At 66.5% G+C, this 14,328-nt stretch carries 15 protein-coding genes; 6 read left to right on the forward strand and 9 right to left on the reverse strand.

Annotation, left to right across the window (positions count from 1 at the left end; translation table 11 throughout):
* Positions 1 to 68 precede the first annotated feature (68 nt).
* Positions 69 to 1,535 carry a CYTH and CHAD domain-containing protein gene (locus tag QM841_RS19680; protein ID WP_283333215.1) on the forward strand — a complete coding sequence of 489 codons (1,467 nt, stop codon included), beginning with the start codon at positions 69 to 71 and terminating at the stop codon, positions 1,533 to 1,535.
* Between the two features lie 9 nt (positions 1,536 to 1,544).
* On the opposite strand, the gene QM841_RS19685 is transcribed toward QM841_RS19680, so the two are convergent.
* Positions 1,545 to 2,012 (reverse strand): SixA phosphatase family protein, encoded by a 468-nt coding sequence (locus tag QM841_RS19685; protein WP_283333216.1) that lies wholly within the window; start codon positions 2,010 to 2,012, stop codon positions 1,545 to 1,547.
* A 115-nt stretch (positions 2,013 to 2,127) separates the two neighbouring features.
* Positions 2,128 to 3,405, reverse strand: a complete 1,278-nt coding sequence (locus QM841_RS19690; RefSeq protein ID WP_283333217.1) for an APC family permease — start codon at positions 3,403 to 3,405, stop codon at positions 2,128 to 2,130.
* A 323-nt stretch (positions 3,406 to 3,728) separates the two neighbouring features.
* Between QM841_RS19690 and QM841_RS19695 the strand changes: the two genes are divergently transcribed.
* The 5 genes from QM841_RS19695 to QM841_RS19715 all read left to right on the forward strand — a co-directional run bounded on the left by QM841_RS19695 (position 3,729) and on the right by QM841_RS19715 (position 6,468).
* Positions 3,729 to 4,061 (forward strand): hypothetical protein, encoded by a 333-nt coding sequence (locus tag QM841_RS19695; protein WP_280779433.1) that lies wholly within the window; start codon positions 3,729 to 3,731, stop codon positions 4,059 to 4,061.
* A gap of 69 nt (positions 4,062 to 4,130) precedes the next feature.
* Positions 4,131 to 4,523 (forward strand): ArsR/SmtB family transcription factor, encoded by a 393-nt coding sequence (locus QM841_RS19700; RefSeq protein WP_280779432.1) that lies wholly within the window; start codon positions 4,131 to 4,133, stop codon positions 4,521 to 4,523.
* Positions 4,520 to 5,608, forward strand: coding sequence for an ACR3 family arsenite efflux transporter (arsB, locus tag QM841_RS19705; RefSeq protein WP_283333218.1), 1,089 nt, complete (start codon positions 4,520 to 4,522; stop codon positions 5,606 to 5,608). The genes QM841_RS19700 and arsB overlap by 4 nt, the downstream gene beginning before the upstream one ends.
* On the forward strand, positions 5,605 to 6,012 hold the full coding sequence (locus QM841_RS19710) for an arsenate reductase ArsC (RefSeq protein ID WP_283333219.1): 408 nt from the start codon (positions 5,605 to 5,607) through the stop codon (positions 6,010 to 6,012). Before arsB ends, QM841_RS19710 begins: the two co-directional genes overlap by 4 nt.
* 48 nt (positions 6,013 to 6,060) lie before the next feature.
* Complete coding sequence (locus tag QM841_RS19715) at positions 6,061 to 6,468, forward strand: hypothetical protein (protein ID WP_283333220.1); 408 nt, start codon at positions 6,061 to 6,063, stop codon at positions 6,466 to 6,468.
* A 14-nt stretch (positions 6,469 to 6,482) separates the two neighbouring features.
* Here the strand turns inward: QM841_RS19715 and QM841_RS19720 are convergent, their stop codons facing one another.
* The 7 genes from QM841_RS19720 to QM841_RS19750 all read right to left on the reverse strand — a co-directional run bounded on the left by QM841_RS19720 (position 6,483) and on the right by QM841_RS19750 (position 14,326).
* The gene (locus tag QM841_RS19720) at positions 6,483 to 6,953 is read right to left on the reverse strand and encodes a nuclear transport factor 2 family protein (RefSeq protein ID WP_283333221.1); all 471 of its coding nucleotides are present in this window, start codon (positions 6,951 to 6,953) and stop codon (positions 6,483 to 6,485) included.
* A gap of 146 nt (positions 6,954 to 7,099) precedes the next feature.
* Positions 7,100 to 8,059, reverse strand: a complete 960-nt coding sequence (locus QM841_RS19725; protein ID WP_283333222.1) for a beta-propeller fold lactonase family protein — start codon at positions 8,057 to 8,059, stop codon at positions 7,100 to 7,102.
* Positions 8,060 to 8,216: 157 nt separating this feature from the next.
* Complete coding sequence (locus QM841_RS19730; RefSeq protein WP_283333223.1) at positions 8,217 to 9,620, reverse strand: MFS transporter; 1,404 nt, start codon at positions 9,618 to 9,620, stop codon at positions 8,217 to 8,219.
* A 74-nt stretch (positions 9,621 to 9,694) separates the two neighbouring features.
* Positions 9,695 to 10,867 (reverse strand): thiolase C-terminal domain-containing protein, encoded by a 1,173-nt coding sequence (locus tag QM841_RS19735; RefSeq protein ID WP_283333224.1) that lies wholly within the window; start codon positions 10,865 to 10,867, stop codon positions 9,695 to 9,697.
* Positions 10,868 to 10,870: 3 nt separating this feature from the next.
* Positions 10,871 to 12,415, reverse strand: coding sequence for a class I adenylate-forming enzyme family protein (locus tag QM841_RS19740; RefSeq protein ID WP_283333225.1), 1,545 nt, complete (start codon positions 12,413 to 12,415; stop codon positions 10,871 to 10,873).
* Positions 12,412 to 12,837, reverse strand: a complete 426-nt coding sequence (locus tag QM841_RS19745) for a Zn-ribbon domain-containing OB-fold protein (RefSeq protein WP_283333226.1) — start codon at positions 12,835 to 12,837, stop codon at positions 12,412 to 12,414. The genes QM841_RS19740 and QM841_RS19745 overlap by 4 nt, the downstream gene beginning before the upstream one ends.
* Positions 12,830 to 14,326, reverse strand: coding sequence for a pyruvate carboxylase (locus QM841_RS19750; protein ID WP_283333227.1), 1,497 nt, complete (start codon positions 14,324 to 14,326; stop codon positions 12,830 to 12,832). Before QM841_RS19750 ends, QM841_RS19745 begins: the two co-directional genes overlap by 8 nt.
* Between the last annotated feature and the right edge of the window lie 2 nt (positions 14,327 to 14,328).

Below are 14,328 nucleotides of genomic sequence, written 5' to 3' on the forward strand. Positions count from 1 at the left end.
CACCCGTACGTCTCCACTTCTCCGCCGTTGCGGGTGCTCCGGACATATTCGGGGTGCAGACTGGATCCATGGTGTCGATGCAGCGCGAGCGGGAAGACAAGTACGAGGTGGGGCTCGAGTTCGTCCTTCCGGATCTCGAGGACGTGTTGCCTGCCGGTGGACGGATCGAGCAGGGCACGGTGAATCTGAACAGCGTCTACTACGACACGGATGACCGCGATCTGCTCCGTCAGAAGATCACGTTCCGCCGCCGGACCGGGGACGCCGATGTGGGGTGGCAGTTGAAGGTTCCCGCAGACAAGGCCCGCACCGAGATTCGGATGCCTTCGGGTGAGAGTGACGCGCTTCCTGACGATTTGGCGACCATGATTGCGGGTGTCGCGCTGGGTAAACCTGTGCATCCGGTGGCGACGCTGAAAACCGTGAGACGCACACAGCGACTCCTCGACCGCGACGACCGCCTGCTGGCGGAAGTGGCCGACGACCGGGTGCGCGGTGCCGTCGCCGGTGAACGCGCTGTCCTGAGTGAGTGGCGCGAGGTGGAGGTCGAACTCGGCGACGCCGGGAACGAGAAACTGCTCAGGAAGATCGGTAAGCGCCTCACCCGCCGCGGTGCGCAGCCGTCCCCGTATCCGTCGAAGCTCAGCCGTGTGCTCACCGTCGCGCACCTCGCGGTCGACGGCAGGGACACGACCCGAACGACCGTGGAAGCGGTGCTCGTCGACTACCTGGACGCTCAGGTTCAGGCGATCGTCGCCGGCGACGTGTGGTTGCGTCGAGGGCTGGACCCGGTCCACCCCACCCGCGTGGGAATCCGACGTTTCCGCAGCACGCTACGGGTGTTCAAGCGCCTGTTCGAACCGATCGCGCGGGCAGAACTCGACGCGGAACTGTCCTGGTACGCCGGGTTGCTCGGGGAGGTGCGGGATCGGCAGGTGCAACGCGCACGCTTCGCGGACGCCCTCGCGGCCCTGCCTTCCGAACTGGTGATGGGCCCGGTCGCCGCACGCATCGAGAACGATCTGCTCGCCGAGCAACTCCGTCGTACGAAGGAAGTAATGGAAGCCCTCGACGGTGACCGCTACCGTGCGCTGCTGGCCACGCTGGCGCGGTGGCGCACCAGTCCACCGCTGACCGCCGAGGCCGGCGACGATCCCCGCGTGATCGACAAGTGCGTGCGGAAGGCCGAACGCAAGGCGCTCACACGCGTCACCACCGCGACTGCCGGCGACGACGATGCGGCCCTGCACCGCGCGCGGAAGGCCGCCAAACGAGCCCGGTACGCCGCCGAACTCGCCGCACCGATTCTGGGAAAGAAGACGGCGAAGAAGAAAGCGGCACGGTTCAAGAAGATGCAGAAGATTCTCGGCGAGCACCAGGACAGCGTCGTCGCCGCGGAGACGCTCCGGACTCTCGGTGCCCGCGCCGGCGCGACGCCCGGCGAGAACGGTTTCACGTTCGGCCTGCTGTACGGCCTGGAACTGCAGAAGGCACGGCAGGCCCGGGAGGACGCCGCCCGGCTCGCGTCGACCTAGAGGTCGAGATCAGCCCGCCGGAATCGGCGCGAGGTAACGCAGCGTCGGGGACGGACCTGCACCGCAGTCGACGAACCACGCGCCGCCTTTCGCGGTCGCGCCCGAGGGCGGGACGTCCGGTACCCCTCGCGACCGCGCGAACTCCGCCAGCGCGTTGAGGATCTCCCCGTGCGTGCAGAAGATTGCCCGGTCGGCGTCGGGCCCGTGGAGTACGGCGAACAGTTCGTCGGGGGACGCGTCCGGTGCCAGCAGCGGGTGATCGTGGACAGGCAGACCGCGCGCCTCGGCGAGTGGAAACAGGGTCTGGCGACAGCGGGTGGTGGGACTCGAGAACAGACTCGCGATCTCGATTCCGCCCAGCGCCGCGACGAAACCGTGGGCCTGCTCGTGCCCGAGTGGGCTCAGCGGCCGCTCGGCGTCGGGGCCGTGCCACAGCTTCTTCTCGCCTGCATGGGAGTGCCGAACCAGGATTAACATTCTCACCTTCTCCCGGCGCAAGGATGGTCGTTGAAGACTCCCACGCGAGACGACAATTGGCCACCGCGACCTGAGAATCGAAATGCTCTGCGGGGTAGCGCACACACCCCGACCGTCAGGTACGGAGGGAAGTGCGGATCCCGTAGATCACAGCGCCGAGCCCGAGGACGATCACACCCGAGATCACCGAGGCGAAGGGGAGGAATGCGGCGAGAACGAGGCACCCGAGGGCGCCGACGCCGGCAACCAGCCGCGACCACGGTTTCGAGGACAGGGTCCAGGCCGATGCGTTGGCGATCAGGTAGTAGACCAGCACCGCGAACGAGGAGAACCCGATGACGCCGCGCAGATCCGCTGTCGCGGAGAGGAGCGCCACCACCACACCGACCGCCAGCTCGGCTCGGTAGGGCACCGCGAACCGGGGGTGGACGGCGTCGAGTAGACGTGGCAGGTGGCCGTCCCGCGACATCGCGAACGTGGTCCGTGACACCCCGAGGATCAGGGCGAGCAGCGAGCCGAGCGCGGCGATCACCGCAGCCACCCGGACCACCGGCTCGAGGCCCCCGAACCCCGCAGCGGCAACGGCCTGCGCGAGCGGGTCCGTCGCGGCCGCGAGTGCGTCGGCGCCGAGCGCCGTCAGGACGGCGATCGCGACGCACAGGTACACGACGAGCGTGATCGTCAGAGCGATGGGTATCGCCCGGGAGATGGTCCGGGCCGGGTCCTTCACCTCCTCGCCGAGCGTGGCGATCCGGGCGTACCCGGCGAACGCGAAGAACAGGAGGCCGGCGGCTTGCAGAACTCCGGCCACGCCGTGCCCGGAGGTGATCGCGAGGCCGTCGAAGCCGGTATCGGAACCGGTCAGGCACACGACGACGACGACAGCGAGGATCGCGAGCACCGTGAACACGATGACCCGGGTGACCAGGGCCGACTTCTGCACACCCAGGTAGTTCACCGCCGTGATGGCGACGACGGCGATCACCGCGACGAGGTGCTCGCGGCCGGGCCAGGCGTAGGCGCCGACGGTCAGGGCCATCGCGGCACACGAGGCTGTCTTGCCGACCACGAATCCCCAGCCCGCGAGATACCCGAAGAACGGTCCCAGGCGTTCACGGCCGTAGACATAGGTGCCACCGGATTGCGGGTACAGCGCGGCGAGCCGGGCCGAGGAGTGAGCATTGCAGTACGCGATCACCGCGGCCACCGCCAACCCGACGAGCAGGGCGCCTCCGGCGGCGGCCGCGGCAGGCCCCAGCGCGGCGAAGATCCCCGCCCCGATCATCGACCCGAGGCCGATCATCACCGAGTCGAATACTCCCAGCCGCCGGCGCAACCGTGGCGTCGCGGTGGGGTGCGCGTCGTTGCCTTCCGAAATCTCGTCAGCGGCCATGCGTGGCAGTCTCCCCTTCGGACGTGCGAGTGTCGGGCACTCCAACGCTAGCGGTTGTCCGGAACTCGCACGTGAACCCCTCGGGGTCAAGCAGTTTCGGTGCGACGACGCCGCTCGCGGTCACGCCAGGGCTGCGTCGACCGTGGCGAGTGGGTGCGGGCATCGCGTGTAAAACACCGATAAGCGCTGGAAGGGGTGATTTCCGCCAACCGCTCGGACCATAATTGTTTCATCGGGAAAATGGCTACACCGAAATCATGTGTAACCCGAGAATCATCGGCCGGTGAGGCGCCGGGCGACAATCGAATCAAAGGTGACATCAGATGAACACGTTCGCGTTGCGCACGGCGATTACCTCGGCCGCGATCGCCGCCTGTTTTGCGCTCGGTTCGGGCGTCGCGGCGGCGGCACCGGCATTTCATGGGGACCCGAGCACACCCGGCTCGCAGCTCCACGTCCACGCCGACCCCAACACCCCCGCCGACAACAACAGTTACCAGTGCGGGGCGATCGGCGTCGGCGGTGCCGGGGTCGGATCGAACGCTCCCGGACAAAGTGGGCAACTCAACGGCGTCTTCTTCGGCAGCGGCCCCGTCCAGGGTGGTTGCATCGGGAATGACGGGTCGGTGCACTTCCCGTCCGGACGTGCCGAGTAGTACGGCCTGATCCGCACCTGGGCCGTCCGCTACGTTGCGCCCTGATTCGACATCTGTCAATATCGACGCATGTCGAATCAGGAGTTGTCGGACGGTGGCGCGTGTTGCTCGCCGCTCGCGCGTGAACCATTGACCGAGGACTGGGCCGGGGATCTGGCCCGGATGTTCAAGGCCCTCGGCGATCCGGTGCGCCTGCGCCTGCTGAGCCTGATCGCCAGCCACGCCGGCGGCGAAGCCTGCGTGTGCGACATCTCCGAGTCGTTCGACTTGTCGCAGCCGACGATCTCGCATCACCTGAAGGTGCTGCGCGCCGCCGGCCTGCTGGACTGCGAGCGTCGCGGCACCTGGGTGTACTACTGGGTGATCCCGTCGGCGCTGCAGCAGCTGTCCGCTGTGCTGCTGACCGAGAGCGGACCGGTCGTCCCGTCCGAGACCTGCACCTCCACGGAGGTTCCGGCATGAGCGAGGTCTCGACCACCGAACACCCGGCCGTCGTCGGCAAACTCTCCACCCTGGACCGGTTCCTGCCGGTGTGGATCGGCGTCGCCATGGTCGCCGGACTGCTCCTCGGCCGGATGATTCCCGGCCTGGGTGATGCCCTGTCCGCGGTGGAGATCGACGGCATCTCGTTGCCGATCGCCCTCGGCCTGCTGATCATGATGTACCCGGTGCTCGCCAAGGTCCGCTACGACCGACTCGACACCGTCACCGGCGACCGCAGACTGCTCATCGGATCGTTGGTACTGAACTGGGTGCTCGGTCCGGCGCTGATGTTCGCCCTCGCCTGGTTGCTCCTGCCGGATCTGCCGGAGTACCGCACCGGGCTGATCATCGTCGGCTTGGCCCGCTGCATCGCCATGGTCATCATCTGGAACGACCTCGCGTGCGGTGACCGCGAGGCAGCCGCCGTGCTGGTCGCGATCAACTCGGTCTTCCAGGTGATCATGTTCGCCGCGCTCGGCTGGTTCTACCTGTCCGTGCTGCCCGGCTGGCTCGGCCTCGAGCAGACCACCATCGACACCTCCCCGTGGCAGATCGCGAAGTCGGTGCTCATCTTCCTGGGCATCCCGTTGGTTGCCGGCTACCTCACCCGCCGCTTCGGCGAAAAGGCCAAGGGCCGCACCTGGTACGAAACCAAGTTCATCCCGAAGATCGGGCCCTGGGCGCTGTACGGGTTGCTGTTCACGATCGTGATCCTCTTCGCCCTGCAGGGCGACCGGATCACGTCCCAGCCGTGGGACGTCGTCCGGATCGCGGTCCCGCTGCTGGCGTACTTCGCGATCATGTGGGGCGGCGGCTACGCGCTCGGCGCCGTCATGGGCCTGGGCTACGAGCGCACCACCACTCTCGCGTTCACCGCCGCGGGCAACAACTTCGAACTCGCCATCGCCGTCGCCATCGCCACCTACGGCGCGGCGTCGGGGCAGGCCCTGGCCGGTGTCGTCGGACCGCTGATCGAGGTCCCTGTCCTCGTCGGGCTGGTTTATGTGTCGCTCGCACTCCGTTCCCGGTTTCGCGCGTCCGCTACGGAAGGTTCGCCGTCATGACCAGGCCCAGTGTGTTGTTCGTCTGCGTCCACAACGCCGGCCGCTCCCAGATGGCCGCCGGATTCCTGGCCCACCTCGCCGGTGATCGAATCGAGGTCCGCTCAGCCGGGTCCGCGCCGGCCGAGACCGTCAACCCGGCAGCGGTCGAGGCCATGGCCGAGATCGGGATCGACATCTCCGACCAATCCCCGAAGATCCTCACCCCCGACACGGTCGAAACCTCCGACGTGGTGATCACAATGGGCTGCGGCGACGCCTGCCCCGTCTTCCCCGGGGTCAGCTACCGGGACTGGGCGCTCGACGATCCGGCAGGCAAGGGCGTCGACGCGGTTCGTCCGATCCGCGACGAGATCAAGGCGCGAGTCGAAGCCCTGATCGCCGAACTCGTCCCCGCCACCGCCTGAGACGCGAACCGGCACCGAGTCGCGGTCGAGTGACTAGGGTCGATCCGTATGACCGCACTCAACGCTGTCGGACGTGTCGGCGCCACCGTCCTTGCGACCCTCGCGATCTCCGGCTTCCTGGCGTCGGGGACCGCGACAGCCGCACCGAGCACGGTTCCGTTCCAGGTCGACCCCGTCATCCCGCTCGTCGACTTGCCCACGCCCCGACTCGCCGCGACCGTCGGCGAACAACCAGGCGCCGCAGTGTTGCACGTGCGCCGCACTCCGGGGGACGGAAACCCGCACTTCGCGGTCGTCCACTGGGTGAGTCTCGGCACGGGTGCGTCCGGATCCGCAGCGTTCCCGACGCTGGATGCGCAACCCGTCACCATTCGTCCGGGCTCCGGTCAGGTCCTCGCATTCGTCGACCCGCAGGCGATCGGAACACCGGGCTTCGGGACCTTTTTCGTTCCCTGACACCTGGCTGACGGTCAGATCGCGGTCTCCTGCGCCGACAGGGCCATCCACGTGCCGTTCTGCTTGACGAACACGTCGGTGAAGCGTTCCCGGGCCAGCACATTGCCCGACTCGGTGAGGGTGTTGACGCCGTGGATCACGGCGGTGTCGCCGACGATGTCGACGGTCTGCTCGGTAGCATTCATCGTGAACGTCACCGGAACGATGCTCGCGATCTCCTCGTCACGACCAAGCAGTGTGCCCTCGCTGGTGATGTGCTTGAAGTCGGGACTCAGGATCGATTCGATCGTGTCGCGGTCGCCGGCAGTGATGGCCGTCAGCCACCTCGCTTCCTGAGCGAGAACCGCGTCCTGCGCCTCGGTGGCGTTGACCGATGCCGTCGCCGACACCGACACCGACGCCGTCTCGGTCGTGTCGCCGCCGCATCCGGCCAATCCACCGAACACCACTATCGCGACGACGACGCCGATCGCTTTTCGTGTCATACCGTCTCCAGGTGGGCCGCGGCTTTCGGTCTCTCCCAACAGTGGCACACCCCGCCCCGCGCGCGCCGACGATTCGGTAGCGTCGCAGTCGTGGCTCCAGCTCGTTCGGGATGACCGAACCTGACCGCGTAGGGGAGCTGGCACCGCTACCGCTCGATCACCGACACCGTATCGTCGGCGACGTTGACGACGTAGGCGGTGTGGCTGGTCGGGTCGACGGCCACACCCTGCGGACCGCTCCCGACCGGGACGGTGTCGGTGACGGTGCGGGTCTCGGTGTCGATCACGGACACCGACCCGTCATCCATGTTGGTGACGTAGGCGGTGTCCGCCGATGGGTCGACGGTCGCCCCGTAGGGTTGCTTCCCGACTCGCAGTGTGTCTGTGACGGTGAGGGTTTCGAGGTCGATCACCGACACCGTACCGTCGTCTGCATTCGGCACGAACGCCGTCCGGGTCGAGGGATCGACTGCGACGTCGTGAGGACTGCGGCCGGCGGCGATCGTGTCTGTGACGGTGAGGGTTTCGGCATCGATCACCGACACCGTCCCGCCCGGCCCCGTCGTCGCGACGTACAGCGCGTGGGTGGACGGATCGACGCCCATTCCCCCGGGTCGGTCCCCGACCTCGACGGTGGCGGAGACGGTGCGGGTTTCGGTGTCGATGACGGACACCGAACCGTCTTCGACGTTGGCGACGTAGAGGGTGTGGGTCGACGGATCCACCTCGATGCCCTGGGGTAGGGCACCGACGGGGATGGTGGCCGTGACGGCCCGGGATGCGATGTCGACCACCGACACCTCTCCCTCGGCCAGGCTCGTCACGTACGCGGTGTGGGTGGACGGATCCACCGCCACCCCGCTCGGTGCCCGGCCCGCCTCGATGGCACTGATGCCGCCGTCGGCGTCGATCAGCGACAACAAGTCGTCACCGCTGCTGGTGACATAGGCGGTACCGGTGGACGGGTCCACCGTCACATCGAGGAGTGGCCCCTTTCCGACACTTGCCGTGGCCGTGACCGTGGGTTTTCCCAGCGGGGCATCGTCGACGGCGGAGTCGCTACTCGATTGCCCGCACGCCGCCACGGTCAGGAGCATCGCGGCCATCGCAATCCAGGCCGCTCGCCTACGTGGCCGATGAGCTCCGAACATTCCGTCCACGACGTCTCCCGTCGACTCGGATCACCCGTAGTCGCCATTCTGTCACCGTCAACGGTGCGGAATGTCCGAGTCGGCCGACCGGAACTCCTGCAAGGATGACACTTCAGACCGCTCCTGCTCGGTCGATGCTCATGCCTCGGGTTTCCCGAGCACCGAGCATGACGGGTCCGAGGCACACGAGGAAGATCGCGCAGATGAGCCAGAACGGTGCACTCGTTCCCAGCTTGTTCTGGATGAAGGGGATCGATGCGACGACGAGGACTCCACCGAAGCACCTGCTCGCGGATTCCACGAATCCGGCGGCGGTACCCCTCGCATGGGTGGGGAATTGTTCGGACGTGAACAGCTTGGTGAAAGGAACCAGACCCGTGCAGAAGAACGCGCTGACAAACCCGCACGTGACAGCGAGTGCAACGTTCTGAGACAGTGCGAGCGCACTGAATCCGAAGATGGCGCCGACGCTGTAGAGGAGAAAGGTCTTCTTGCGGCCGAGCCTGTCGGCGAACTGTCCCACCGCGATCGCCCCCACCGCGCCGGCAATGATGATTCCGATGGTGGTGACCAACGCTCCCTGGGTTGTCATCCCCATATCCGCGTACATGACCGAGGCGTAGACCAAGAGCACATAGGCGCCCGCGCTTGCGCCGGCGCAGATCAGCAGGCACAGCATGAATCTGCCGAGCAACGGCCTGCGAAACAGATCGGCTGTCCCGCTTCCCCGTTCGGCGCCGGACTCGTACTCGGCGCGCACGACGGTGGCGATCTCGGGGTGTACGAGGTCATTCTCGTGGTGGTACCCGGCCTCGCGTTCCAACTGCTCGACCAGTGCGCGCGCTTCGTCTGTGCGGCCCTTCAGCAGCAGCCACCGAGGGCTTTCGGGCAGATTCCGGTAGATCAGCGGCACCGCGAGGATCGGCAGGCCACCGAGGAGGAACAGGATGCGCCAGGCCAGATCGACCGGCAGATGACCGACCATGACGAGGGCCGCCGCCTGCGGGACCAGATAGCTCAGCGCGAGCACCGCGGACGCCGCCGCGATCATTCGGGCGCGGGACCGGGTACCGAGTAGTTCGGAGAGCATGAGGTACGGAATGGGAAAGACCGCACCCAGTGCGAGTCCACCGAGAACCCGCATCGCCATGATCCACCCGACGTCCGCCGACACTGCACACAGGGCAGAGAACAGCGAGAACAACGAAACACCGCAGAGCAGGACACTTTTACGGCCGTACCGGTCGATGATGCGACCGGCGAGGGCTGCCCCCACGATGATGCCGCCGGTGGACGCGATCCCGAGCTGAGCGGTTCCCTGAGCCGTCAGACCCCAGGGCTCCTTCACGAGCAGCAAGATCGGGCCGATGACCCCCGTTTCGAATCCTTCGGCGACCCAGATGACCGTCACGAGTATGGTTGTCAGCAGAGCTGTCCTGGTCATCGGCAGACGGTCGAGACGCGACAGCAGGTTGGCAGTCACCATGACATCTGGTACCGCAGTGGTTTTGTCCATGACGAACCTCCTTGGGTGTATTCGGGGTCGACGAAGTCGAAAGATGCGGAACCGGGCGCAGATTCAGTGATGGGTCAGTCGGTGCCGAGGATCATCACCATGTACGCGGACATGACCATCCCTCCGGCCTGGACCAGACAGGTACGCGCATCCGGAACCTGGCGTGCGGCGCATTCGCCGCGTAGCTGACGGACGGCCTCGATCATCAACTGCATTCCGAACTGACCGGAATGATTGAATGAGAGCCCTCCACCGGAGGTGTTCAGCGGAAATGTCCCGCCGGGAGCTATTCGCCCGCCTCCGACGAATGGGCCGGCACCGCCTGGTTCACAGAACCCGAGCCCTTCGAGCGCGACGAGCACGTTGATGGTGAAGGCGTCGTAGATCTGGACGACGTCGATGTCCTGCCGGTCGAGCCGCGCCATCGCGAGTGCGTCGTCGGCGATCTCACGTAGCGCTCCGTTGTCGAGCCAGTCCTCCGTACCGAGCGGGGTCATGTGATGTCGGTAGGTATCACCGAAACCCCGAATCGACACCGGTTTCTGCGCCAGATCGGCGGCACGTCCCGCGCTCGTCAGAATCATGGCACCGGCACCGTCGTTGATCTGACAGATGTCGAGCTTGCGGAGTGGGTCGGCGATGACCGGTGACGCGAGATAGTCCTCCATGGTCAGGGTTTCCCGACGCGCCGCGTTCGGATTGAGCTGCGCCCACCGGCGAGCCGCGAGGGCTACCTCCCCGAGATGCTCTGGAACGCAGCCGAACCGGCTCGCGTACAGCTGGGCCAGCATGGCGTAGTACCCGACCGGATTGAGCATGCCGTACGGCGTCGCGAACTGGCCCATCGGTGAGCGCGGGTCCTGGACGACGCCGCCCCGCGCGCGACTCTTGTCCAAATGCTGTGTGCTGCCGTAGGTGACGAGGGCGACCTCGCACAATCCTGCGTCGATCGCCGCCATCGCGTGGACCAGGTGGGTGATGTTGGACTGGCCACCGACCACCGTGTTGTCGACGTACCGGGGGTGAATGTCCAGGTACTCCGCCACGAGCAGTGCGTTCGCGCGGTCGTCCCAGTGCGCGAAGACCCCGTCGATGTCGGCCGGGCCGAGTCCGGTCTCGAGCATCGCCGAGCGGGCGGCCCGGCATTGCAGCGACAGCGCCGTGGCACCGGCCGGCGCCTTGCCCAGACCGGCCTCGCCGACCCCGACGATGGCGTACCGCCCCGCCAGTGCTCTGTTGTCCGCCATCTCTCAGTCCGCCCGCAGGTGTGCGGCGATGATCTTGGCGCGGACGTCCTTCTTGAGGACCTTGCCGACCGCGCTGCGCGGCAGCGACTCCCAGAACTCGACCTGCTTGGGGGTCTTCATGCTGCCGAACCGGTTGCGGCACATCTCGATTATGTTCTCGGCGGTCGCCTCGGACTCCGACTTCAGTTCGATCACCGCGGTGAGCCGCTCACCCCAGTCCTCGTCGGGCACGCCGACCACCGCACAATCCTGAACGGCGGGATGCGACCAGATCAGCTGTTCGATCTCGCTGGGGTAGATGTTGAAACCACCCGAGATCACCACGTCTTTCGTCCGGTCGACGACATAGAGGTATCCGCTCTCGTCGAAGACCCCGATGTCTCCGGTGTGGTGCCAGCCGAAGCGGTGGGCTTCGGCGTTGGCCTCGGGATTGTCGAGGTACCCGGGACAGACCAGCTCACCTCGGACGACGATCTCCCCGCGCTCACCGGCCGGGACGACGTTGCCGCCCTCATCCATCAGCGCCACCTCACAGGCCCCGGTCGGCCGGCCTGCCGACGCGAGGTGCTTCACACCCGCGGGATCGTCGCGGAGGTAGTGATCCTGCCGAGACAGGCACGTGATCACGCCCGGTGCCTCGGACTGACCGTAGAACTGGACGAAGACCTGACCCCACAGCCTCAGTCCTTCTTCGAGTTTGTCGACGGACATGGGTGCGGCGCCGTAGATGACGTACTCGAGGGAGGAACAGTCACGTGTGTGGGCGTCGGGATGCGCCAGGATCCGGTAGATCATCGTCGGCGGTAGGAACAGGTGCGTGACGTGCTCGCGTTCGATCAGTTCGAGCACGGTGGCGGGATCGGTCGACGGCGCGATCACATTGCGGGTGCCGAAGGCCGAGAGCCCCATTGCCGTTGCTCCCGCAGCGTGGGTCAGCGGCGCAACCACCAGATGCACCGGATCCTTCGCGGGTGCGGTGAACTGGTTGGCGATCCGGTAGGCGGCGAGCAGACAGCGGTGGCTCTGCATGATGGCCTTCGGGCGGCCGGTGGTGCCGCCGGAGGACTTGATCAGCGCAATGTCGTCGAGGCCTCGTCGAGTGTTGCAGGTCTGTCCGCTGTGCTCCCGCTTCCAGGCCTCGGTGCTGAGCCCTGCCGCAGAGTGCTCGCCGAACGCGATGCAGGAGGTGAGCGTGGGTACTTCGGACCGGATCCGGTCGATGTGGGGGAGGTACTGCTCGTGGTACACCAGCGCCGACATCTCCGTGAATCGCATGAACCAGATCAGGTCCTCGATCTGGTCGCGGGCGTTGAGTGGCACATAGGTGGCGCCCGCGCGCAGGATCCCGAGCATCGCGACGAAGCCGTCGGGATGGTTGGGGGACAGAATTCCGATCCTGCTGCTCGCCAGCCCTTCCCGGGTCAGTCCGTGCGCGATCGCGTGCGACGCGACGACGACGTCCCGGTAGCTGAGCCGCAGTGTGTCGGACTGCAGAAACGTTCGGTCCGGGTACCGGGCAGCACCCGTGTCGAAGTAGTCGGTGATCATCGGTCGTCCACCTCTGTCAGAGTGAATTGGGGAAGGATCGTCTCGGCGCTGATCCGTTCGAAGCGCACTTCGACGCGGGCACCGACGCGGATGCGATCGATCGGGCAGTCCACGATGTTGGTCAGCAAGCGCACACCCTCGTCGAGTTCGATGACGGCCACGGCATAGGGAACCTTGTCGGCCATCGACGGATTGGCGGGAACCCGGCAGATCGTGAAGGTGTAGATGGTTCCCGCTCCCGCCGAGTCCACCCATTCGAGGTTCTCGGAGAGGCAGACCGTGCAGAAGGCGCGGGGGTAGAACTGATGACGCCCGCACTGCTCGCACCGTTGGACCACCAGGCGTTCCTCCCGGGCCGCATCCCAGTACGCCTCGGTCTCGGCGGTGGGCCGGGGTTCCGGCCGTACCGGGGTGTCAGCCATTGGCCCGCAGTTCGAGGCCGGGAGCCACCAGGCGCACGGTGTGCTTGCTCCGCATCCGACCGAGTCCGGCCACCAGCTCCACGATCGACTGCTGGACGGAGAAGGTGTCCTCGACCGGGACGAGTGCGTCGATCTTCTGGTCGCCGTACATGTACCGCAGGATCATCTCGTCCGGCGACAGGTGGCCGTACCGTCTGCGCAGTTCCGGCAGTATCGGGTCGAGTTGTGGCGGTGTTTCGGAGATGTCGCGCGACCCGTTGTTCATCACGAGATCCTTGACGTTGTCGTCGACGGGCAGCGGCAACGCACCGAAGTATCCGCACACGTACTTCTTCACCTCGTCCGGAACCACGGCGTAGCGCTCGGGGTTCAGGACATTCATGACGGCCTGGGCGGCGACGATGGCGGGGAACGGCGTAGCCATGACCGGGGAACCCAATTCCTCACGGACCCGGCCGATCTCCTCGATCACCGCCGGCAGTCTGTCGGAAATTCCTGCGGCCTTCAGCTGAGCCTCGAGGTTCGTCATGGCGCCACCGGCGTACTGCGTCTGGTAATTGGCGGGGTCGTACTCCGCGGGGACTCCGACGGGGTAGTCCAGTTGCGCGGCGAGCTTGCCCAGGTAGTCGCCGACCTCGTCGAGTGATCGGTCGTCGACGTCGACATCGAACCCCAGTGCACGCAGATCCCGGGCCATCATCTGAGCCGACGGCAACGAGTTGCCGTTGGCCAGCGGATCGACGGCGGTCAGGATTTGATCCGCTCCGTACACGGCCGCTTCGAGCGCGACCTGCGGACCCATCCCGGTCAAACAGTGCGTGTTCAGCTCCAACCGGGTCTCGCCGATCGCCGCTCGCAGCGCCGGTACCAGCGTCCGGGTGCGTTCGACGGTCAGGCTGCCACCCGCGTCGGCAAGAGAAATCGTGTCCACGCCGAACTGGTCGATGACCTCCCGTGCCTGCCGCACGTAGAATTCGTCGTCGTAACCCGGTGCGAGGTTGAACACGAGAGCAATCGTGACCTTCGCGCCGAGCCGCTTCGCGATGCGGATACCGGGTGCCACGTTGTCCCACGAATGCAGGGAGTCGAGGACCGCGAAGTCACGGATCCCGTTGACGAACATCCGCTCGACGAACAGCTCGTTGATGTCGTCCGGCTGCGGGTAGAAGCCGTGGAGCAGGTTGCTGCGGACCGCCGCACGTAGCGGAGCCGTCGAGATCCGGTCAGCGAGCAGCCGCACCCGTTCGAACGGGTCCTGATTCAGGAACAGAACTCCCGCGTCGAAGCCGACCATGGCGATGGCCTCGACGGCACCGAATCCCGCGTCGGCGATCCTGCTCGAGATGGGCAGCATGTGTTCGGTGCGCATCCGGGTCGCCCACAGGCACTGGTGCGCGTCCCGGAGCGTGCCGTCGGTGAGGGCGATCGTCCGGCGCCGACCCGTCCGGGCGAATTCGGCCTCGACGAGGTGACGAAGGTTGGTGAGCACGG

The organism is Rhodococcus sp. IEGM 1307 (assembly GCF_030056915.1).
GTDB classification, from domain to species: Bacteria; Actinomycetota; Actinomycetes; order Mycobacteriales; family Mycobacteriaceae; genus Rhodococcus_F; species Rhodococcus_F opacus_D.

Excerpts from the sequence above, each read along its gene's own strand:
- QM841_RS19680 (WP_283333215.1), top strand. The coding sequence starts at position 69 with ATGGTGTCGATGCAGCGCGAGCGGGAAGACAAGTACGAGGTGGGGCTC.
- QM841_RS19685 (WP_283333216.1), bottom strand. The coding sequence starts at position 2,012 with ATGTTAATCCTGGTTCGGCACTCCCATGCAGGCGAGAAGAAGCTGTGG.
- QM841_RS19690 (WP_283333217.1), bottom strand. The coding sequence starts at position 3,405 with ATGGCCGCTGACGAGATTTCGGAAGGCAACGACGCGCACCCCACCGCG.
- QM841_RS19695 (WP_280779433.1), top strand. The coding sequence starts at position 3,729 with ATGAACACGTTCGCGTTGCGCACGGCGATTACCTCGGCCGCGATCGCC.
- QM841_RS19700 (WP_280779432.1), top strand. The coding sequence starts at position 4,131 with ATGTCGAATCAGGAGTTGTCGGACGGTGGCGCGTGTTGCTCGCCGCTC.
- arsB (WP_283333218.1), top strand. The coding sequence starts at position 4,520 with ATGAGCGAGGTCTCGACCACCGAACACCCGGCCGTCGTCGGCAAACTC.
- QM841_RS19710 (WP_283333219.1), top strand. The coding sequence starts at position 5,605 with ATGACCAGGCCCAGTGTGTTGTTCGTCTGCGTCCACAACGCCGGCCGC.
- QM841_RS19715 (WP_283333220.1), top strand. The coding sequence starts at position 6,061 with ATGACCGCACTCAACGCTGTCGGACGTGTCGGCGCCACCGTCCTTGCG.
- QM841_RS19720 (WP_283333221.1), bottom strand. The coding sequence starts at position 6,953 with ATGACACGAAAAGCGATCGGCGTCGTCGTCGCGATAGTGGTGTTCGGT.
- QM841_RS19725 (WP_283333222.1), bottom strand. The coding sequence starts at position 8,059 with ATGGCCGCGATGCTCCTGACCGTGGCGGCGTGCGGGCAATCGAGTAGC.
- QM841_RS19730 (WP_283333223.1), bottom strand. The coding sequence starts at position 9,620 with ATGGACAAAACCACTGCGGTACCAGATGTCATGGTGACTGCCAACCTG.
- QM841_RS19735 (WP_283333224.1), bottom strand. The coding sequence starts at position 10,867 with ATGGCGGACAACAGAGCACTGGCGGGGCGGTACGCCATCGTCGGGGTC.
- QM841_RS19740 (WP_283333225.1), bottom strand. The coding sequence starts at position 12,415 with ATGATCACCGACTACTTCGACACGGGTGCTGCCCGGTACCCGGACCGA.
- QM841_RS19745 (WP_283333226.1), bottom strand. The coding sequence starts at position 12,837 with ATGGCTGACACCCCGGTACGGCCGGAACCCCGGCCCACCGCCGAGACC.